At 38.3% G+C, this 21902-nt stretch carries 19 protein-coding genes; 9 read left to right on the top strand and 10 right to left on the bottom strand.

Annotation, left to right across the window (positions count from 1 at the left end; genetic code table 11):
* Positions 1-147 precede the first annotated feature (147 nt).
* The 9 genes from NU887_RS07025 to NU887_RS06985 all read left to right on the top strand — a co-directional run bounded on the left by NU887_RS07025 (position 148) and on the right by NU887_RS06985 (position 10148).
* Positions 148-720: a YceD family protein gene (locus NU887_RS07025; RefSeq protein ID WP_258422663.1), complete on the top strand. Its 573-nt coding sequence runs from the start codon at positions 148-150 to the stop codon at positions 718-720.
* A 17-nt stretch (positions 721-737) separates the two neighbouring features.
* Complete coding sequence (gene rpmF / locus NU887_RS07020; protein WP_113922858.1) at positions 738-929, top strand: 50S ribosomal protein L32; 192 nt, start codon at positions 738-740, stop codon at positions 927-929.
* Between the two features lie 276 nt (positions 930-1205).
* Complete coding sequence (locus NU887_RS07015; RefSeq protein ID WP_258422662.1) at positions 1206-2204, top strand: beta-ketoacyl-ACP synthase III; 999 nt, start codon at positions 1206-1208, stop codon at positions 2202-2204.
* Positions 2205-2232: 28 nt separating this feature from the next.
* Positions 2233-2796: an elongation factor P gene (efp, locus tag NU887_RS07010; protein ID WP_258422661.1), complete on the top strand. Its 564-nt coding sequence runs from the start codon at positions 2233-2235 to the stop codon at positions 2794-2796.
* Positions 2797-2901: 105 nt separating this feature from the next.
* On the top strand, positions 2902-3378 hold the full coding sequence (accB, locus tag NU887_RS07005; RefSeq protein WP_258422660.1) for an acetyl-CoA carboxylase biotin carboxyl carrier protein: 477 nt from the start codon (positions 2902-2904) through the stop codon (positions 3376-3378).
* 27 nt (positions 3379-3405) lie between these two features.
* Positions 3406-4755, top strand: coding sequence for an acetyl-CoA carboxylase biotin carboxylase subunit (accC, locus tag NU887_RS07000; RefSeq protein WP_258422659.1), 1350 nt, complete (start codon positions 3406-3408; stop codon positions 4753-4755).
* 303 nt (positions 4756-5058) lie between these two features.
* The gene (locus NU887_RS06995; RefSeq protein WP_258422658.1) at positions 5059-6099 is read left to right on the top strand and encodes a hypothetical protein; all 1041 of its coding nucleotides are present in this window, start codon (positions 5059-5061) and stop codon (positions 6097-6099) included.
* A 204-nt stretch (positions 6100-6303) separates the two neighbouring features.
* Positions 6304-8937 carry a valine--tRNA ligase gene (locus NU887_RS06990; RefSeq protein WP_258422657.1) on the top strand — a complete coding sequence of 878 codons (2634 nt, stop codon included), beginning with the start codon at positions 6304-6306 and terminating at the stop codon, positions 8935-8937.
* Between the two features lie 155 nt (positions 8938-9092).
* The gene (locus NU887_RS06985) at positions 9093-10148 is read left to right on the top strand and encodes a hypothetical protein (protein WP_258422656.1); all 1056 of its coding nucleotides are present in this window, start codon (positions 9093-9095) and stop codon (positions 10146-10148) included.
* A 191-nt stretch (positions 10149-10339) separates the two neighbouring features.
* Here the strand turns inward: NU887_RS06985 and NU887_RS06980 are convergent, their stop codons facing one another.
* The 10 genes from NU887_RS06980 to NU887_RS06935 all read right to left on the bottom strand — a co-directional run bounded on the left by NU887_RS06980 (position 10340) and on the right by NU887_RS06935 (position 21795).
* Entirely contained in the window at positions 10340-11422 is a 1083-nt protein-coding gene (locus NU887_RS06980; protein ID WP_258422655.1) for a sugar transferase, read from the bottom strand.
* Between the two features lie 81 nt (positions 11423-11503).
* Positions 11504-13543, bottom strand: coding sequence for a hypothetical protein (locus tag NU887_RS06975; RefSeq protein WP_258422654.1), 2040 nt, complete (start codon positions 13541-13543; stop codon positions 11504-11506).
* 5 nt (positions 13544-13548) lie between these two features.
* Positions 13549-14622, bottom strand: coding sequence for a DUF354 domain-containing protein (locus tag NU887_RS06970; RefSeq protein ID WP_258422653.1), 1074 nt, complete (start codon positions 14620-14622; stop codon positions 13549-13551).
* Entirely contained in the window at positions 14622-15677 is a 1056-nt protein-coding gene (locus tag NU887_RS06965; RefSeq protein WP_258422652.1) for a glycosyltransferase family protein, read from the bottom strand. The genes NU887_RS06970 and NU887_RS06965 overlap by 1 nt, the downstream gene beginning before the upstream one ends.
* A 13-nt stretch (positions 15678-15690) precedes the next feature.
* Positions 15691-16995 (bottom strand): O-antigen ligase family protein, encoded by a 1305-nt coding sequence (locus tag NU887_RS06960; protein ID WP_258422651.1) that lies wholly within the window; start codon positions 16993-16995, stop codon positions 15691-15693.
* Positions 16992-18245: a lipopolysaccharide biosynthesis protein gene (locus tag NU887_RS06955; protein WP_258422650.1), complete on the bottom strand. Its 1254-nt coding sequence runs from the start codon at positions 18243-18245 to the stop codon at positions 16992-16994. The genes NU887_RS06960 and NU887_RS06955 overlap by 4 nt, the downstream gene beginning before the upstream one ends.
* Before the next feature lie 131 nt (positions 18246-18376).
* Entirely contained in the window at positions 18377-19024 is a 648-nt protein-coding gene (locus tag NU887_RS06950) for an acetyltransferase (RefSeq protein ID WP_258422649.1), read from the bottom strand.
* A gap of 103 nt (positions 19025-19127) precedes the next feature.
* A complete protein-coding gene (locus tag NU887_RS06945) occupies positions 19128-20090 on the bottom strand; it encodes a Gfo/Idh/MocA family protein (protein WP_258422648.1) in 963 nt (320 codons plus the stop codon).
* The gene (locus NU887_RS06940; protein ID WP_258422647.1) at positions 20087-20671 is read right to left on the bottom strand and encodes an acyltransferase; all 585 of its coding nucleotides are present in this window, start codon (positions 20669-20671) and stop codon (positions 20087-20089) included. The genes NU887_RS06945 and NU887_RS06940 overlap by 4 nt, the downstream gene beginning before the upstream one ends.
* Complete coding sequence (locus NU887_RS06935; RefSeq protein ID WP_258422646.1) at positions 20668-21795, bottom strand: DegT/DnrJ/EryC1/StrS family aminotransferase; 1128 nt, start codon at positions 21793-21795, stop codon at positions 20668-20670. Before NU887_RS06935 ends, NU887_RS06940 begins: the two co-directional genes overlap by 4 nt.
* Positions 21796-21902 lie beyond the last annotated feature (107 nt).

The following is a 21902-nucleotide window of genomic DNA, read 5'->3' as shown; positions in this document are numbered from 1 at the left end:
TGATTTGTAAGATAAAACTTGAAACAAAAGCATAGAAAAACCATCCTTCATCCTTTATCTTTCATGCTTGCCAAAATAATTTTACACCAAATTTTATTTTTCTAAAGCATTTCCCTAAATTTGCGGTCTTGAAATAGCAGGAGGTTCGTGAAATTCTTAAGAAACTACGATATTGATATCATCAAATTAAAGGATGGAAAGCATTCTTTTACTTTTGAAGTCAATGATGAGTTCTTCAAGTATAATGAAGCTGAAGATTGGGTCAACGGAGCCAACATCACTGTTTCGATCAATGTGAATAAAACTGTTTCCGTCATGGAAGTGGATTTTGTCATCAATGGCACAGTGGGATTGACTTGTGACAGGAGCTTGGAGGAATTTGACCATCCTTTGGAATTGACCGAAAAAGTCATTTACAAATATGGTCCGATGGTACAGGAAATCAGTGAAGACGTCTTCATGATTACCAAAGATACTCCGAGTATCAACGTCGCCCAACTGATTTATGAATTCATCCTTTTGGCTATTCCTGCCAAAAAAATCCATCCTGATTACATGGATGAAACAGATGAGGATGATTTCGATGAGGAAGGAAGTTTAATTTATCTTTCTGATGAAGATGATGAAATAGAATCCGGTAATTCAGATGAAGAAATTCAAGAAGAAAAACCGGCAGATCCCAGATGGGAAATATTAAATAAATTAAAGAAAAAAGAATAATCTAAAATAGTATAGAGATGGCACATCCTAAACGAAAAATTTCGAAAACCAGAAGAGACAAAAGAAGAACTCACTATAAGTTGACAGCTCCAGGTCTTGCACAATGCCCTACCACAGGCGAATTTCATTTACCTCATAGAGCGTTTTGGCTTGATGGCAAACTGTACTACAAAGGACAGGTTATCATGGAGAAAGAAGTTCTTGCATAACTATCATAGAAATTTCCATTTGATAAAATCCATCCCGGAGCTGTTCGGGATGGATTTTTATTTTCAAGAAAATCCATTTTGAAAAGCCCCAAAGGGTCTATTTGTCAATGCTGCTATTCTAAAACCAAAAACCTTTGGTGGAAAAGCACATTTTAGATAATTTTGTCGCCTTGAATGGAAATCTGAAAATCTCCTCAAGGTCAAATTCCATTACCACATCAAAGCCTGATATATTAGGATTATTCCTCCTACATTAGGGCCTCAAACAAAATTTGAATGAAAAAAACCAGAGCAGTCATTACGGGGGTCCAAGGTTGGGTACCTGATTATATCTTGACCAACCGTGAATTGGAAACCATGGTGGATACCAATGATGAATGGATAGTCACAAGGACAGGGATCAAAGAAAGAAGGATACTCAAAGGTGAGGACAAGGGGACTTCTGTCATCGGAATCAACGCTGTCAAAGGACTTTTGAAAAAAACCAACACAAATCCAGAGGACATAGACTTGATTATTTGTGCCACGGTCACTCCTGACATGCCTTTCCCTGCTACTGCCAATATCATAGCGGATGGAGTGGGTGCTGTAAACAGTTATAGTTTTGATATATCGGCAGCCTGTTCTGGATTTCTATATGCATTGACAATAGGAAGCCAGTTTATCGAAACAGGTATGCATAAGAAGGTAATCATCATTGGTGCAGATAAAATGTCTTCCATCATAGATTATCAAGACCGTGCAACCTGCATCATATTCGGTGACGGTGGAGGTGCTGTCCTATTAGAACCAACAACGGAAGACGTCGGTGTCATGGATTCACTCCTACACTCCGATGGTTCCGGGGCACCATATCTTCATATGAAAGCCGGAGGTAGCCGTAAACCTGCTACCATGGAGACTGTCGCAGCCCGAGAGCATTATGCATTCCAAGAAGGTGCTTCAGTATTCAAATTTGCCGTTACCAATATGGCAGAAGTCAGTGCCGAAATCATGGAAAGAAATAACCTCACTGCAGAGGATGTCTCATGGCTAGTACCACATCAGGCAAATAAGCGAATCATCGATGCCACAGCCAACAGAATGGGTATCGGTCCCGATAAAGTAATGCTCAATATTGAAAAATACGGAAATACAACCGCAGGAACACTTCCATTGTGTTTATGGGATTATGAATCCAGACTAAAAAAAGGTGATAACATCATCTTGGCCGCGTTTGGAGGCGGATTTACGTGGGGTTCTATTTACCTGAAATGGGGATATGACCCAAAATAACGAATAACAAAAAAACCAAAATATAATAATGGCAAGTACCGCAGATTTCAAAACCGGATTGTGTCTGGAGATGAATAATGACATCTACACAATTGTGGATTTTCAACATGTCAAACCAGGAAAAGGAGGAGCTTTCGTCAGAACCAAACTGAAAAGCCTTACTTCAGGAAAAGTTTTGGACAAAACCTATACAGCAGGTGAAAAAGTAACCACTGCAAGGGTTGAAAAAAGACCACATCAGTTTATCTACCAAGATGACTTGGGTTATAATTTCATGGATACCGAAACTTTCGAGCAAATCTCCATTCAAGAAAAACTCATCGAAAGACCAAAGCTTCTCAAAGAAGGCCAGACTGTAGACATTTTGGTACATGCAGAAACAGAGACACCTATTTCGGTGGAACTCCCTCCTTTTGTAGAGTTGATGATTACCTATACAGAACCGGGCATCAAAGGAGATACTGCGACAAATGCTTCCAAGCCTGCAACTTTGGAAACAGGCGCTGTGGTGATGGTTCCCTTGTTTGTTGAACAAGACATCATGATCAAAGTAGATACTAGAGACGGCTCTTATTCCGAAAGAGTAAAATAATTTTAATAAGCTATGTGATTTACCTAAATTACATAGCTTCTTTGTTTTTATACAACATCAACCATTAACCCGAAAAAGAAGCGGGTTTTAACAAAAAGACATATCATGAAAGCAAAAGAAATCCAGGATTTAATAGATTTTATTTCAAATTCCGGCTTAGCCGAGGTGAAAATTGAAACAGAAGAGTTTAAACTTTCTATCAAAAAATATTCTGAAGCTCCTGCTGTAAAGTTTGAGGCTGCTCCTGCTGCTCCCGCTCAGGTAGCACACCCTGCCCCTATGTCTTCAGCACAAGCCGCGGCACCTATAGCTGCTCCTGTCAAGGAAGACACTTCCCGTTTGATTGAGATAAAATCACCGATGATCGGAACTTTCTACCGTACATCCAATCCTGATGCAGATCCATTTGTATCCGTGGGTGATTCAGTGTCTTCGGGTCAGACTGTATGCATTATCGAAGCCATGAAACTTTTCAATGAAATCGAATCTGAAGTTTCGGGAAAGATTGTAAAAATCTTGGTGGATAACGCCACCCCGGTTGAATACGACCAGCCACTTTTCCTAGTTGATCCTGCGGGATGATTTTTGTTTCACTAACCTGAATTAATTGTGTTTAAAAAAATATTAATAGCCAACCGAGGAGAAATTGCCCTTAGGGTAATCAGAACCTGCAAGGAGATGGGCATCAAAACCGTCGCTGTATATTCTACAGCTGATAAAGACAGCCTTCATGTTCGCTTTGCAGACGAAGCTGTTTGCATAGGTCCTCCTCCAAGTAGGGAATCTTACCTCAATATTCCCAGAATCATCGCCGCTGCGGAAATCACAAATGCTGACGCCATTCACCCGGGATATGGTTTCCTATCTGAAAATGCTGAATTTTCCAGAATCTGTGAAGAGTATGGAATCAAATTTATCGGAGCAAGCCCTGAAATGATCAATAAAATGGGAGACAAGGCTACAGCCAAAGCTACCATGAAAGAAGCTGGCGTACCAACAATACCTGGTTCTGAAGGATTATTGGATTCGATAGAGCAAGGAATTAAAATTGCCAAAGAAATGGGTTATCCCGTTATCCTTAAAGCAACCGCCGGCGGCGGTGGACGTGGAATGAGGATAGTTCGAAATGAAGGAGAATTCAAAAAATCATGGGATGATGCACGTCAGGAATCAGGTGCTGCTTTTGGAAATGATGCGCTATACCTCGAAAAATACGTAGAGGAACCAAGACATATTGAAATCCAAATTGTAGGCGACAGCACAGGAAAAGCGTGCCATTTGTCCGAGAGGGATTGTTCAATCCAGAGAAGACACCAAAAATTAGTAGAGGAAACTCCCTCTCCTTTCATGACAGACGAACTCAGGGAAGCCATGGGAAAAGCTGCTGTCAAAGGTGCCGAAGCCATAGCCTATGAAGGTGCCGGTACTGTGGAGTTTTTGGTGGACAAGCACCGCAACTTCTATTTCATGGAAATGAATACCCGAATTCAGGTAGAGCATCCTATAACTGAAGAAGTAACTGATTTTGACTTGATCAAAGAACAAATCAAAGTTGCAGCAGGTGAGAAAATTTCCGGTAAAAATTACTTTCCTAAGCTTTATGCCATGGAGTGCCGGATCAACGCTGAAGATCCAGCCAATGGTTTTAGACCTAGTCCCGGTAAAATATTGAACCTTCACATGCCAGGAGGAAGAGGTGTCAGGGTGGATAGCCACGTCTATGCAGGGTATGTTATTCCGCCAAATTATGACTCCATGATTGCAAAGCTTATCGTAAGCGGCCAATCAAGAGAAGAGGTAATCGTCAGAATGAAAAGGGCATTGGAAGAATTTGTCATTGATGGCATCAAGACCACTATACCTTTCCATATCGCCTTGTTGGATGATTTTGAATTCCGAAATGGTAATTATACCACCAAATTTTTGGAGACTTTTGACTTTTCAGTCATCAAAAAATAAAATTTCATAGCTTTAAAAGTGATCATAAAACCGGGGATAATTCTCCGGTTTTTTTGTTTTGAAAAGAATTTAGGAAAAAATTATTACAAGATTTTGCCCTTTTTTTTATTTTTTCTCCAAATGATGATTTTAATGAACCAATCGCATTTTTTATGATAAAACTAACATTTTTATTTATATACAACTGATTTATAATACATTACAAAATAATTAAAATATAAAGTACTGGGTCTTAAGGTTTACTTTTTCGAATTCCAGTAATATATTTGACCTTATTAATCACCCTTAACTATTTAATTTATAATGAAAATTCAACCTATTTTAATCTTTTTGGTTGCAGCATTTTTTGCTTTTGGTTGCCAAGAAGAATCAGACGAATTATTGTGGGAAACTACAGAGGTATATCACCAGGATTTCAATGGTGATGGGAAACCGTATTGTTATTGTACTGAAGGAAATACTTTCCCAGGTCAAACCTTCGGTTATAAAAATTGGGGATCTTATGAAACTCATTCTAGTGAAGGCCAACGCTGCAAAGACCTTGGCTATACTATTGACGAATTAGGGATTTACTATAGCCCTAATGGGAAAGAATCACCAGGATCTACAAGCTATTTTGGGGACAAATATGGCGTGTTCAACTCAGGAAATTCTGGAGGTAGTGGAAGTGGAACTGCCGCCCCGGCCGGTACTAGCTATTGGAAAAGGTCTGATGGAACAAATACTCTCGTTTCCCTCGGAGGCTCGACAGCTAAAGTATGTACAAACGGAACAGAAACAGTTGGGACATTCAATTCATCCACACCTTCGATGACTTTTGTTGTCAGCAACAATACAATTGTTTTTCCGCTGATATTTAAAAGCAGCACTGAACTCATTGTCCGGGTACCCTCTCAGGCTTCAAATTCCCATGAAGATGTCCTTTACACCAAAGTAAGCACCTATTCCTGCGGAGGTTCCTCGAATGCGAACCCTTCTACCCCTCCTCCAACAGGGAACTTTAGACTCAGGGTATACGCTCCAAAAGGCGCATGTGCCAATTCAACAGGCATCACAGGATTCCGTGGAACTCTAAAGGGATATTGGTATAGCCCGCAAACTAAACAGTTTAAAACAACATCGATTGGTATTCCTTCAGGTTCCGGAAAATCCGACTCAAAAGGCACATATTGGGAATCCCTTTATAACAACACTCCAGCCTCCGCGGATGGATCTAGGCTTTATAAAATAGAATGGGAATTTTATCCAAACGTTTCGTTTACTTTCCCTAATTCCTGTTGGAAAAAAGGAAGTTCCTCAATTGACTCAGATGGGCAAACTAAAAATGTTACAGTTGAATGGTAATTATTGCCATTTAGGCATAAATAACCATTCAATTTAAATTCAATCCAAAACAGCCAAAGATTCAATCCGGCTGTTTTGGATTCTTTTTTCGAAAATTGCCCTATTTTTTTTGATTCCTACAAAGTGTCTTTATCCGGATTTCATGACTGACATAGAGAAATTCTCTTAATTTTGCGCCTTGAAGTTTTAAGCTCAAAATCAATTATGTCATTAGCTACCAAATACAGTCCTGAAGCAACCGAGTCAAAATGGTATGCCTATTGGATGGAAAACAAATTTTTCTCCTCCAAAGTAGACCACAGCAAAGAGCCATATACCATTGTCATCCCTCCGCCAAACGTCACCGGAGTGCTGCACATGGGACACATGCTCAACAATACGATTCAGGATGTATTGATCCGAAAAGCCCGCATGGAAGGCAAAAACGCCTGTTGGGTTCCCGGGACTGACCATGCTTCCATCGCTACGGAAGCCAAAGTCGTAGCCATGCTTAAAGAAAGAGGCATTGACAAAAAAAACATCTCCAGGGAGGAATTCCTCAGGTATGCCATGGAGTGGAAAGAAAAATATGGCGGTATCATCCTGGAACAACTGAAGAAATTGGGAGCTTCCTGCGATTGGGACCGAACCAAATTCACCATGGATGCCGACCTTAGTGATGCTGTGATTTCGGTTTTTGTGGATTTGCACAAAAAAGGAAAAATCTATCGGGGCATCCGCATGGTCAATTGGGATCCGCAGGGAAAAACAGCCCTTTCTGATGATGAGGTAATCATGAAAGAAATTGCCTCGAAGCTTTATTATATCAATTACCGCATCGAAGGCGCTCAAGATCAATTCCTGACCATCGCTACTACAAGACCTGAGACTATCATGGCCGATGTCGCAATCTGCATCAATCCCAATGATCCAAGATTTTCTCATCTAAAAGGAAAAAAAGCCATCATCCCTTTGATCAACCGTGCCATCCCAATTATCGAGGATGATTATGTTGATATGGAATTTGGTACAGGCTGCCTGAAAGTCACTCCGGCCCATGATATCAATGATTATGAATTAGGGATCAAACACAAACTACCTGTCATAGATATCCTGAATGACGATGGGACTTTGAATGAAAAAGCGCAGATTCTCATCGGAGAAGATAGGTTTATCGCAAGAAAAAAAATGGCCAAACTTCTCGATGAAGCGGCTCAATTGGATAAAATCGAGGACTATAAGTCTAATGTAGGTCACTCAGAAAGAACCAATGCTGTGGTGGAGCCAAAGCTCTCCCTACAATGGTTTTTGAGAATGGAAGATATCACCAAACCTGCCCTCAGTTCGGTGATGGATGACATTATCCAACTCCATCCTCCCAAATTCAAAAATATGTACCGGTCCTGGATGGAAAATGTCCGGGATTGGTGTATCTCCCGTCAATTGTGGTGGGGACATCAAATACCTGCATTTTACCTTCCAAATGGCGAATATGTGGTTGCCAAAACAAAAGAGGAAGCACTAAAATTGGCAAATGAAAAATTCAAGAGCTATTATTCTTTGGAAGACCTGAAGCAAGATGAGGACGTTTTGGACACATGGTTTTCTTCATGGCTTTGGCCGATTTCGGTTTTCGATACTGATATATTTTCCACAGGCGAGAAAAATGAAGACCTGAAATACTACTACCCTACCAATGACTTGGTAACTGCCCCAGAAATTTTATTCTTTTGGGTAGCACGTATGATCATTGCGGGATATGAATACACGGGAGAAAAACCTTTCAGTAATGTCTACCTGACCGGAATCGTGCGGGACAAACTCGGTAGGAAAATGTCAAAGTCTCTAGGGAATTCCCCGGATCCACTCGAATTGATCAAAACCTTTGGCGCTGATGGAGTACGGTCAGGAATGCTGTTTAGCTCTCCTGCAGGAAATGACCTGCCTTTTGATGAAAAACTGGTGGAACAGGGTAGGAATTTTTCCAATAAAATATGGAATGCTTACAGATTGGTACAGGGATGGGAAATTGATCCCAAACTTGATGGAAATGAAAATGAGGCAGCTATAATTTGGTTTGAAAACAGGTTCAATGAAGCTTTGACCGAAATCGAGGAACACTTCCAGAAGTTCAGGATCTCAGATGCACTGATGGCAACTTATAAGCTTGTATGGGATGACTTCTGTTCTTGGTACCTCGAGATGATCAAACCTGCTTACCAGCAGCCGATAGACCAAAAAACCTTCGACAAGACGATCGTTTTCTTTGAAGATATTCTCAAAATTCTCCATCCTTTCATGCCATTCCTAACCGAGGAACTTTGGCATCAAATCAAGGATCGGAAAAAAGAAGAGGCCCTTATCATCACCGCTTGGCCAAAACCGAAAAGCTTTGATTTCAAAATCATTGCCGAAGCATCTCAAATTTTTGAGGTAGTTTCCCAAATCCGAAATACCAGGGCTTCAAAGGGAATTTCTCCAAAAGAAGCTTTTTCCCTTACCGTCAATACCAAGCAAGGAGAGATTTATAGGAATTTCGAAGCCGTATTGAAAAAATTGGCAAACTTATCCGAGCTTTCTTTTGGCGAAAAAGTGGACAATGCCATGAGTTTTGTGGTGAAGGCCGATGAGTGTTTTATTCCGATGGGGGATAAATTGGATGTGGAGAAAGAAAAAGAAACGCTTCAAAAGGAATTGGAATATACCAAAGGGTTTTTGAATACTGTACTAAAAAAACTCAGCAATGAACGTTTTGTGGCAGGTGCTCCTCCTCAAGTAATCGAGGTGGAAAGGAAAAAACTCGCAGATGCCGAATCAAAAATCAAAGCTTTAGAAGAATCTCTGGCGAAATTGTCCTAACATTTGTTTTAAAGCTTCAAAGTCAAAAAAAATCCCGTCATCCAAATAAAATTTGGGTTACGGGATTTTTTTTAATTCCATAAAAGCTATTTTTAAAACTCTAATTCAAACTTGACCGTACGACATAGTATTATTTACCATAAAACCCGTTAGCCATGAGATATTCTTTCAAACTCGTTTTAATTTTGGTAGTACTATTAGGCTTTCAGGCCTGTAATCAGTCTGAGGATAATGTCCCTGAAATAACTAAGGAGGAGTTTCCCGATCTAAAAATTTTTCTAGACAAATTTGAAGCAGAAGCCAAACTTAGAGGCTATAATTTTGATTTTTCCAATTTAGACCTTGTCTATGTGGATAAACTTACGATGGCGGATGGATCTGAATATTGTGGACTTGGAATAATTAAACACCCTGTTTCCGGTAAAAGAACCATACAAATTTCAAAATCTCCCGGCCATTGTGATTGGGCCAAAAAAACAGATATTGAAAGAGAAAATCTTTTTTTCCATGAGATGGGGCATGCATTTCTAGGTTTATTACATGATAATGCCCTGATGTGTAATGGCAAACCATTGTCAATGATGACTGATGACTTCAATCAATTCTTTATCTATAAGGAAAATGAACCTGAACTCAGAGAATATTATTTAGACGAACTTTTTGACAGGTTAGCAGCCAATGAACAGTGCATTGATTTCGGGCAAAATTTTGCAGAAAATCCTGTTTTTTTCAAAAACGATTTATCTGACCCTATGTGGAGATTTTCTAATGACAATGGTAGATACCAAGTTTCAAGAGGAATTCATCCAAATTCATTCAGCACCACGTATTTGGGGATTTCATCTTCAGGTACAGGCCAAAATAATGGTTACATTTATAAAGAGTTAGAAGTACCCAATATTCCTGAAGGTGCCACGGTAATTTTGCGAACAAAAGTCAACGCTGAAAACCTTGAAGGGCCCGGAGTAGCTATCGCCATGAGAGTTTACGATACCAAGATCGGTACAACTGGAGCTACTACAAATGAATCTCACACCTTAACCACAGAACCTAATCCGGTAAATGGGAAATTAGAGAACCATGTTTTGGAATTGAGACTCCCCAATTTTACCCGAAAGACAATATTTATTTTACCCTTTGCAGTAATGATGCCGGGGACAAAAGGGGAGGCATTTTTTGATGATTTTGAGATTCTGGTGGAACCGGTCTAAAAAGATTGTAAAGTTGAAAAATTAGAAAGTTGGGGAAGTTCAAAAGTTTTAAGATTAAGAAAAGATTGAAAGATTAGTACCAACTTGGCTACTAACACGGATTACTTCCCCTAAAAACCTCTTCTGCCAACTTTCTTACTGCGACTGATTTCACTGGATACTGACCACCGCGACTGCCTACTGAATACTGCCTACCTACTCCTAGCTCCTTTGAAAAGAATGTTTTTCAAAATCTTGAAAAAATAGCTGAGGTCGGTATATACCGGCGATTTGGAATATGCCTCCAGATACCGCATTTCGGACTCCATGATTTCCTCCAAAGTATTTGGCATATCAGCATAATAAGGAGGAATCAACCCGGGTTTAAAATGGATCCTTTTTTCCTTTAACTCGCTGTGATAAAGGTTAAAGTATTGCTTGCTCAATGGTCTGACTCCAACGATTTTTATTTCTCCCTTAATTAGGTTCCAAATCATTGGAATTTCGTCTAACCAGAATTTCCGTAAAAACCTCCCCAAGCTTGAAATCCTGAAATCATCTTTAAACTTTCCTCCTTCCGAAAGGTTGTTCTTTTGGTAAACCATATCCTGAAGGTATTCAGAATAAGGATACATTGTCCTCAATTTGTACACAGCAAACTCCTTCCCTCCTATTCCAATCCTTTTAAGTCTGACGATAGGCCAAAATGTAGGATGGGCATTTTTGGATGGATTGATTATTTTTTTTGCTACAAAATATAACCTATCTCCTATTTCTTGCTGATCGATCATTTCAAAACCGGATGCATATATCCGACCCAATGCCTCCACCTCAGACATCAAATTACTTTTTCCCTTGTACGCCATTCGGTAAATTCTACCAGTAATTGGCATTTTCGGGATAAACCGATGGAGAACGGAATCCCAATTGTACGCTAAATTGCCAAGAAAAGCAGGGTACTTTGACTTTATCTGAATTTTCCTGTTGGTATATGTCTCCACAGATCCTATCAACAAACCTCCAATTGAAAGTGATTGATTGGCTGCTGACAAAAATTGGTCACAATATGGATAATCATTCAGCCTTAATTGACTCACAAGACATGAGAATGTGGATGAATTGGGCGAAAAAAGGGCCTTTTGATCATTGAGATACAGTATCTTGGAATCCGATTTCTCAACATGTTTTTGGATAAAAAACCTGGCCTTAATTGGAAGCTCAAAAAGTTCCTTTCTTTCCGGAAGGAGCTCCGATTGTGGTAAAATTTCTGAATCCGGATATGCGTTGAAACTCATTTGACTTAAAATACTCTTTTTGACCAGAAAAGAATTGACAAATTAATAGGTCAATCAATTCGCAATTTATTGATAATTCACTCAAAATAGCTTTGGAATGCCATTGATTTTTTGGATTGCTTCCTGAAAATCAATGCCTACTATCTCAAGATACCAACGGATAGTTTCGAATCTAGGCTTGTTCTCTTCATAGACAAGTTTCAATGCATCTTCTCTTGTGATCATTCCTTCCCGTATTTGGTTTGACCTGAAAGTGTCGACCTCCGAAAAACCCGCAACAGTATGGTAGATATAATTATAAAAACCCGCCGTACCATCCCCTATCCTCCAAGTGGAATTGGTATCGGGGGATTTTTCCCAATCATATTCTGACAAAATCAGTTTGTTTATCTCATTTTCATCCCAAGGATAGTAATCAAATAATTGAATATAGTCCTTTTTGGGGGCCAAATACCTTACCGCAAAAGAGCCAAGACTATCCAAAACGGATTGGTTGAGATATGTTGGATTTGAAAGAACTTCCTTTCCAACAAACCCAAAAAGCTTCAATTGGTTGAAAGCAGAAAGGGAAAATATCCGCTGTTTTTCAAACTCCGGTTTCAATCCTGCAAAACCCACCTTGAAATCAGTATTTTCAAGATGATTGACTCCCCAGATATTCAGGTTGATACCTGTTTGCTTTTTGAGCCTGTCTGTATAATAAAAGAAGTATTTGTCACCGGCCATAAAAAGAGGAATCATTCCCAAGGCAGGTTTGCGCAGCCAAGCCTCTATGTTTTTTCTGATGTTTTTCCGCTTCCAATGTATGTCAGCCGCCACCACAATATTTTCCACCCCGAGCTTCCCACAAACCCTTGATATGTTTCTCCTTGCCAGATCGGTGACCATCCCCCAATCATAAGTAAATGCAATGGGATTCATTCCAAGCTCTTTTTTGACCATATGCAAGGCAAAAGTACTGTCTCTCCCTCCACTAAAAGGAACAATGCAATCAGGTTTAGAAGAATTGCTTTTATAGGGCTCAAGAAGCTGTCGCAAGTATTCCTGATTATTTGCTTTGGGCTTGGGTTTGTGGTTTCTGCAGTAATTGCAAACTCCCGCCTGATCAAAATCTATGAAAGGAAACGTTTCGGGCAAGACACACCTGCTACACCTTTTTATCTTTTCGATCTTTTCAGACTGATTTTCCAATAATCCAAACAGGTGCCTTTCCCTATTTCTATTGAAATTTAGCTCCGGCTCGATGACGATTTCCTTTCCAAAATCAGGGTTTTTGACCGTTGATACGGTGACCATGTAAGGAAGATTTTCTTCAGATTTGATCTTCTTTTTTGGTTCTTTACCAAAATCAAGCTTTTCTAATTCCAAATCAGGTATGCTAAAAAGCAATACTTCACCGGGATTGATTTTCGTAATTGCTAGCTTGGCTGATTCTGATATTTTTGAAGGCAGGTATTTTATCAAACTCTCCAGATAATATGCTTCTGAACCAAAAATCAGGAATTTTTTGCTGTCAGTAAGGCAATACAGGGAACCGGTATTGGTGGCTAAAATGTATTTCCCAATCCGCGGTATAAAAGCCAGAATGGAATAAGTGCCTTCCAATTGGGAAAGGGAATTTCTGATGGCCAATCCCAAATCACTTGGGTTTTGCAAAATTGCTTGATGCAAAAGAGCGAGGATAATCTCCGAATCGATTTTAAACTCCCGTTTCAATTCCTTGTACTTTTCCCAAAGTGAATCAGCATTGACAATAATGCCGTTGTGGATGAGAAGATTACCATCTTTGATGACAGGTTGGTTGTTTTCCTCCTTCAACTGTGACCCGTTGGTGACCAATCTCGCATGGCCAAAAACCGAAAAAGAGCCATGAAGGCTCCTGTATCTCTCCAATGAATCTGAAAGGGAAGTTTTGAATGGCTTGGTCGAAATCAATTTTCTGATTCTGACATCCCCTTTGGTCACCTCGATTTGCCTGCTTTCTTGGTTGACAAATGCCATTCCTGAGGAATCTTTTCCCCTTGACTCGCTCAAAAGGGCAAGTTTTGAAGTCAGTTTCCTGATATCGCTCTCAGAAAAATCAGATCCAGGATTGATGAATAGACCAAAGATGCCGCACATATGCTCTAAAATTTGGTTTTGGGATCAACTTCTCCAAGAAGCAATTTTTTCTTGGATTCAGGATATTCTGTCACCAACCAGGTTAAAAAATCGGTCAGGTTATACCTTTCCTGATCTAATGCTTTTACTTTTTCTTTCAATCGGATTTTGGCTTGTTCATCATTTAAAATTTCATATGCTTTTTCAAGTGTACCATCTTGATATCGCTTATTGATTATCAATCCATCTGATTCCTGTCTTTGCAAAGTACCCGCGTCAAGTGAGTTCACATAAATGGCAGGGGTACCCAAAGCAGCACATTCAGAAGCCATTGTGGCACCCTCACCTATAAACAATGAGGCATAATATAAAACATGATGAACTCTGTCAGGTTTAATTCTTATTTGAAAAGGCTGAAGTTCAGGAGGTAAAACCCCCTCAGAAGAAATAAAAACTCTGTAATCCAAACTCAGCTTTTTGACCAAATCCATTTTATATCCGTCGGAAAAACCCATTTGCCCTTGGTCATGCAAGGCTCCCCAAGACACAAACCTCAGGAATATGAAAGGTGAATTTTCATTGATCCCCAATTCAGAAAAGATGCCGGCATCAGGTTTAAAATATTTCTTGTTCAGGTAAAAAAGCTCCATATGCCCTTTAAATTTGAATTGCTTGGGTCCCAAATCGAGAAGGTAACTTTCAGGATTAAGGACAAGGTCAGTAAATGGCAGATAAAGTTTTCTGTTCAACCAGGCATGCTCTGTATCATCAAAAGAAATGTGGGGCAACCTAAAAATCCATGACATATGGGCCACATAGGAAGCTGCAAAACTTAAAGCAATTTCAGGTCTTTTCTTTAGGTAAAGCTTAAATATATTCCATTCACATTTAAACAGAAACAGGAATTTCCCCAAAACGGACTTTGGATTCTTTCCCATTGGAACATAATCCAAGCCTTCCAAATCCAATAATTCATAAGTAATTTCTTTATTTCTGCAGGTAATGATAAGCTCATAACCCATTGCTTTCCAATTAGAAATCGCATGCTTGAAATAATGCACATTCGCAGGATGAATGATGTCGATGTGGATGGATTTCACTATTTGGAAATTAAACTTTCAATAGCATTATTGAATTTTTCCATTTCACCGTCCGAAGATAGATACTTTGATGAATCATGAACGTTTAGCTTTAGTTTGAAAATTTGATCCTTATTTAGTCCTGAGATACTTCTTGCCATTACTTTCGGATCCCAAGATTCAGAAACAACGCCCAAAGAATAATCTTTTACAATTCCGGACATCTCTTCGTCAGGCCCTACGGATAAAACAAGTCTTGATTGGATCATTTCAAAAAATTTATTTGGTAATGCATGTTTTAGATTTGAATTTTTGGGAGGGAAAAATATAATCCCTATATCAAATTGATTACAAAATTCAATTATCTGTTCTCGCTTAACCGGAGTTAAAAATTTCACGTTGTTCAAATCTTTTGATTTGCTTATTAAATCCCTAAAAATATGCTTGGTGCTACTTCGATAAACCAACATTAGATATAATTCATAACCATCTCCTAATTCACGAGCTATTTGAATCAACAATTCCAAGCTCCTTGAAGAACTAACTATTCCATGATGTATGATTTTTATTTTTTCACCTACAGGCTGTGGCTCAAGTTTTTCGTAATATTCTGATGCGCTTTTAACTACAATAGGATCTACATCATAATTTAATTTATATAAATTGGCGATTCCAACTGAGACAGTAGTAATAATGTCAAATTGATTAAGATATCTATCGCAAAGCCTCTGGTAGTATTTTTTATATAAAAATCTCCAAAGCCAATCATCCTCGAAATTTTCAGGACTGTATTCATGAGCATCCAAAATTATCTTGGTTCTACTCTTCTTTAATCTCTTTAGAAGCGGAGCAGATTTGATCTCGTTTATAATAATCAAGTCAAATTCAAGATCATCTATTTTTTTTAAAACCTCTAAAACTTGATTGTCCCAAAAATAGAATCTGTCCAACCCCATTTTTAGGAAAAATAAATGGAAAATCTCCCTATGGATTGATCTTTTTTTAAGTTGAAAGAATTCATTTTCAAGTCCAGATGGTGATAATCCTAAGGAACTTATATAGAATTTTTTTTTCAATTCTGAGATTTGCCTATACGGTCTCGGGTCGTTCTTTAAATTCGAGTTTGATACTATTAAGACTCTTTTCATGAATAATTAATTCGTAAAGACATTTTAAATTATAAGACCTTAAATTAATAGAAAATAAAAAATAAAAGATCATCCAAAAAGGGTGTGAGGTTAAGGCTGAAGCAAAATAAATTACTCCTACCATAGATAAAATCAAATAACTGCCCCTTGAATTATAAATTTTCAAATAGGAACTAAAACTCTTATATGTAAAATAAAAAATGATTGAAAATCCCACTATCCCATAAACAGCTAAAATATCAGACACCCCATTTACCCTTACAAGTTTGGTATATTCACTTTGAGTCCTTTCTTCTCTGTTAAATCCATAACCAAAGACAGGCCTTTTTAAAAAGTCATTGAAATCTAGAATAAAAGAAGGAAAACGACCGAGAGATCGAGTCTCAAACTCTCTTGTGTCTTCCAATAACTCTATATACCTATCCCTTCCATCAATTTCTCTCTTTATTTTTTCATAACCAATTTCAAGACTTAAAACATAAATGGCCAAAGCAGAAAAAAACAGAAAATAGAACACTATTTTTTTACTCTTTGTATTCAAAACAAAAAATATAGGAAAAATAACAAATGCGACTAAGAACCCTGTAGTTGATAAAGTGGTAACAATAGCCAAATAAAAAACAATTAGCCTTTTGTTTATTGAAAATCTATTCGACACCAAATTTATCAAGATAGCAATCAATAAAAAATTTGAAAATCCTTTAGGTTCCCAAGCAAATCCTGAATTCCTTGTTAGAGAGCCATTACTTTCAAGAGTAAAAATGAAAATATTCGCTAATCTATCATTTCGATATTCAAGAATTGAAATATTATTCTGTAAAACACCTACAATTTTGAATAGAAGTTCATAATTAATAAGTTGAAATAGAAATAGTGGAAGGCTAACAAGAACAAGGAAATAGATTAATTTTTCATAAATAGCAAAGAAACTTTCTCTTACAATTTTTATTGTGATGTAAGCATACAGCATTTTAAGTAAAATATAAAAGCTGAGGAAAAAATTATTACTCCCAAAACTTATATAATAAAATAAATTCAATGCGAAATATAATCCTACAAGTACAAGAATAAACTGGTCAATCTTGATTCTTCTTTTATAAAAAATCCATCCTGAGTAGATTAAAACAATTATTGTTGTCTCAGGTGCAATGGCAAGAACGGAAGCTTGGGTGCTTTTAAATACAATTAGACATACTAATATGAAATTTTCTATGTATACTTTATTATTCCAAAAATTGCTTTTCATTTTTCTTTGAACCCTTTAGCCGCCCTCAAGGAAATAAAAAAATAAATCAAATACATAAAACTATATACTATCGAAAAAGATAGTATACTTACTCTTGGAGAATCAAAAATTACCCCGGTATAAATCCCCAAACTAGTGACAATTAATAAAAAAGATTGCCAAATTAAATTCCACTTCTGTTTTTGGGAAATCATCAAAGTAAAACCCAGAGGGCTAATACAAAATCTAAAAAAAAACATAATTGATAAATACCTAGCATAGACCCCTGCTTCAATCCACTCCGGTCCGAAAACCAATTCAAACAAAAAAGGTGAAAATGCAACAATTATTATTGTTGGAAGTATTGATACCGTTAAAAGGAATGAAAAAGTATCAAAAAAAGATTTTTTGCAATTCCCTTTCAAATTATACTCCTCTGATGCTTTTTGTTTAAAAACCTCAGAAGTAGAAGAAGTGACTAATTTGATAGGAATACCAATAACCCTTTGGGTCAATGAAAAAAAACCAACTGTACCAGAATTAAAAAAATAAGCCAATAATACTATGGGGTTTTGATTCGCATAAACATTCAATAAATCAGCTGGTAACGCATACTTGGGGAAATTTTTGTACTTAAAAAATAATTGATTGAATTCATGCCTTGGACGAATTGAGAAATTTGAACCTTCGTTTTTTATAACTTGGATAAATAAAAAACCAGTTTCAATTGTTTGAGCTATGATATTCGCAATTAAAAATATTTCAGGAGATGAAGAAAAATAACCTCCAATGAGTAATATTCCATTTAAAATAATTGACTTAACTATTCCCCAAAAAGTGGTTGTTCTATATTTTTTTATGCTTTGTAACCAGTTTCTAAAACCGTAAAATAATCCATTTAAAACTACTAGAAGGGGTATCCAATAAAACCAATGACTTTGGTCTTTACCAAACAATAAAATCGAAAATTGAAGAGGCAAAAAGAAACTAGCTAAGCAAAAAATGATCGAAAAAATTATTACTGTTTTAATAAGAAGGTTTAACAAAGAAAAAGCCTCTTCTTTGGTATCAGGCAAGAATAAAATATTTTCAATTCTAAATGTTGCAATGACAGTTAAAACATTCACAATAGCCAAAAAAACAGCAATTATTCCAAAACTCTCAGATGAAAATATCCTTGTAAGTATTGGCGAAATTAATATCGTAAGTATTTGGGACATAAACACGCCCCCAGCAACAGTAAAAATATTCTTAATGTAATCTTTTTCCAACTTTTAATTCTATATAACTAGGAATAAAAAATGAACCTGTCAAGCAATAAAATTAAAAACTAATAATATTAAATTATCAAACTCAAACTTTTTATTCTTCAAAAAGCCCGAGAATCCTGTTCCCAACTTCATTAGCCTAATTCCTTCATCTTCCTCGCCGGATTCCCTGCCCATACCTCGTTGGCAGGAATGTCCGAAATCACCACTGAACCTGCACCGATGACACTGTTGTCGCCTATAGTAATTCCCTGCTTTGCGACTGCCCCAACACCAAAAAAGACTCTCTTGCCCAAAGTTACGTTTCCAGCCAAGGTAGCATTGGGAGCGACATGCGAAAAATCTCCGATCAAACATTCATGTTCGATGATGGCGCCTGTGTTGATGATGACTCCTTTACCAATCTTTACCAGCGAATTTATGCATGCATTCTTTCCAACAAAAGTGGAAAGTCCGATAGTTACTTTTTCGGAAACCAAGGCAGTTTTATCGATAATTGCCAATTGTGAAAAACCTTTGCTAGCAATAAAGCCAATAACTCTTTCCCTGACCTTATTGTCTCCAATACAGGGAAAAATGTAATGATTTGTCAAAATCTGACCGACATCTTCTGCCATTTCATCTCCAAAAAAGTCAAGTTCATATGGATTGTCTACGTTATAATCCTTCGCAAAATAACCCCCTACAGTCAAGCCTTGCTCCGATATACTATCCAACACCACATAGGCATGTCCGGAATAGCCGATTAGGAAGATCTTCTTTAGATACTGAGGATTGTCCATATCTTGGTTTGTTTAAAATATTAGTATTGATCCTTATGTCTACTAGGATGGATATTGTTGGGTAGTATTCTGTGTCAGAATCATGAAAAAAAGGAACAAGGAATCACAAAAAGGGATGGTCTGCCAATGGTTTTTTGGAAAACGGGTGATAATCCCCCACCAATCCTACTCCTTTCTGTAATCTGATATCATGGACCAACTCCACAGAACTTCTTGCAGCTTCCAACCCAAATCCTTTTCCCTCTAAAATCTCTGAATAACTCTGTGTGTGTAAGTCAACAAAACCTTCACTGAATTCTATTTCATTTCCTTCTATTGTGAGAGACCGGTAAATGGTTTTTCCTTTAGACAATACAGATTCGGGCAATGTTTCTTGGTTAATGCTCAAAAACCACCTGACTCTTGCCCTTTCCAAATCTAGAAAACCCGAGGCCCTGTCATGGTTCTGAATATGTACAATATTGGTTTTGACTTTCCCAAAAATCCAGACCAGCATGTCAAAAAAATGAATCCCGATATTGGTTGCGATGCCTCCGGATTTACTTTCGTCACCTTTCCATGAGGTATAGTACCAATTGCCTCGGGAGGAAATATAAGTGAGGTCGATATCATGGATTTTATCGGAAGGTTCTGCCATCACTTTGCGTCTGAGTTCCAAAATCGCAGGGTGAAGTCTCAGTTGGAGGATGTTGAATACTTTAGAGCCTGTTTCCTTTTCAACCGACTCTAGCCCATCCATATTCCAAGGATTGAGAACCAGCGGTTTTTCGCAGATTACGTCCGCTCCAAGTCTTAACCCAAACCTGATATGCGAATCATGCAGGTAATTTGGAGAACATACGCTGACATAATCGACAGGATCCCCTTCCCTTTTGAGTTTTTCCATATGCCTGTCAAATCTCTCAAATTCGGTAAAAAATGAAGCTTTTGGAAAATAGCTGTCCATTACCCCAACAGAATCAAACTTATCAAATGCTGCCACCATTTGATTTCCGGTTTCTTTGATGGCTTTCATATGCTTTGGCGCGATATACCCCGCTGCCCCTATCAATGCAAAGTTTTTCATGATTGGCTCGCTGATTTTCGGACTTGGCCATTTTGCAAAAAATACTCCTCTCCGCTTTCCCTGCAATATGCTTTTCCTTCAGAATCAAAGGCAAGCTTGTGTCCATATTCGCTTACCCAACCCATCTGACGAGAAGGATTGCCCATCACCAAAGCATAATCGGCTACGTCCTTGGTCACTACTGCCCCGGCGCCTATGAAAGCGTAAGAACCTATCGTATTGCCACAGACTATGGTCGCATTCGCACCGATGGTCGCACCTTTGCCGACTTTGGTGGAGAGGTATTCGGATTTTCTGCTGATGGCAGATCGGGGATTGATGACATTGGTAAATACCATCGAAGGGCCCAAAAACACATCATCTTCGCAGGTTACCCCGGTGTAGATAGAGACATTGTTTTGGACTTTGACATTGTTACCAAGGATCACATCGGGGGAAACCACCACATTCTGACCGATGTTGCAATACTTTCCTATTTTGCAATTGGCCATGATATGGCTGAAATGCCAGATTTTGGTCCCCTCTCCTATTTCACAGCCCTGATCGATATAGGCAGATTCGTGGGCAAAATAAAGTTTCATTGGAAAAAGCTGTTGATGGTATTTATAATCAATTCTAATTGCCCGGGATCCATTTCCGTATGGATGGGAAGGGAAATTACTTCATGGCTGAGTTTTTCAGCAACAGGGAAATCTCCTTCTTGAAACCCATGATTTTGGTAAGCAACCTGAAGATGAACCGGAACCGGATAATACACCATGGTCGGAATTCCGAAGGAAGCAAGATGTTTTGAAAAATTCTCCCTGTTTACACCATTCAGCTTGACTGTATATTGGTGAAACACATGGGTGGAATTAGAATCACGCTTTGGAATGGAAATATGGGGATGGTTTTCAAAAGCCAAATCATAGGCCGATGCGACTTCATTTCGGGCTTTTTGGTATTGTTCCAAATAACGGAGCTTGACCCGAAGCATTGCGGCCTGTATGGTATCCAAACGTGAATTTACTCCCAAAGAATGATGGTGATACTTCTTTTTTTGACCGTGGGTGGAAATCATCCGCATCTTCTCTGCAAGATCATGGTCATTGGTAAACATTGCACCGCCGTCGCCAAAACAACCCAGGTTTTTGGATGGGAAAAAAGATGTTGTGCCTATTTCACCCATCGTGCCTGAAAAGGCTTGGTTGCCATCAGAGAAAGTATAAACTGACCCAATGGATTGGGCGGCATCTTCTATGACTTTCAAGGTATGTTTTTTTTCAATTTTTAAAATGGATTCCATGTCGGAGCATTGTCCAAACAAATGGACAGGGACAATCGCTACGGTCTTATCAGATATCACTGGTTCTATTTGGGAGGCATCAATCTGAAAAGTATCCGGATCCACATCTACAAAAACCGGTTTCAAACCCAAGAGTGCAATAACCTCTACTGCTGCGATATAGGTGAATGCAGGAACGATGACTTCATCTCCAGGCTTAAAATCCAAAGCCATCATCGCAATCTGCAATGCATCCGTTCCATTGCCGCAGGGAATTACATATTTACAATTCAGATATTGCTTCAATTCATCAGCAAAAAGCCTAACCTGTGGGCCATTGATAAATGCAGTCTGATCAATGACTTCCTGCATGGCAGCGTCGACTTCTTCCTTTATTTTTTCATATTGGGACCTCAAGTCCACCATTTGAATTTTTTTCATTTATTCAATCATTAGCTTCGGACTGTGCACAGCTCCGCCACCTGGGTCACAGTAAAATAAGTGAAAAGGTAAATTTCTTCTTACTATAGTCGAAGTGGATGGAAAAC

The organism is Aquiflexum gelatinilyticum (assembly GCF_024741135.1).
Classification (GTDB): Bacteria; Bacteroidota; Bacteroidia; order Cytophagales; family Cyclobacteriaceae; genus Cognataquiflexum; species Cognataquiflexum gelatinilyticum.
This window is presented reverse-complemented; position numbering and strand designations above follow the sequence as displayed.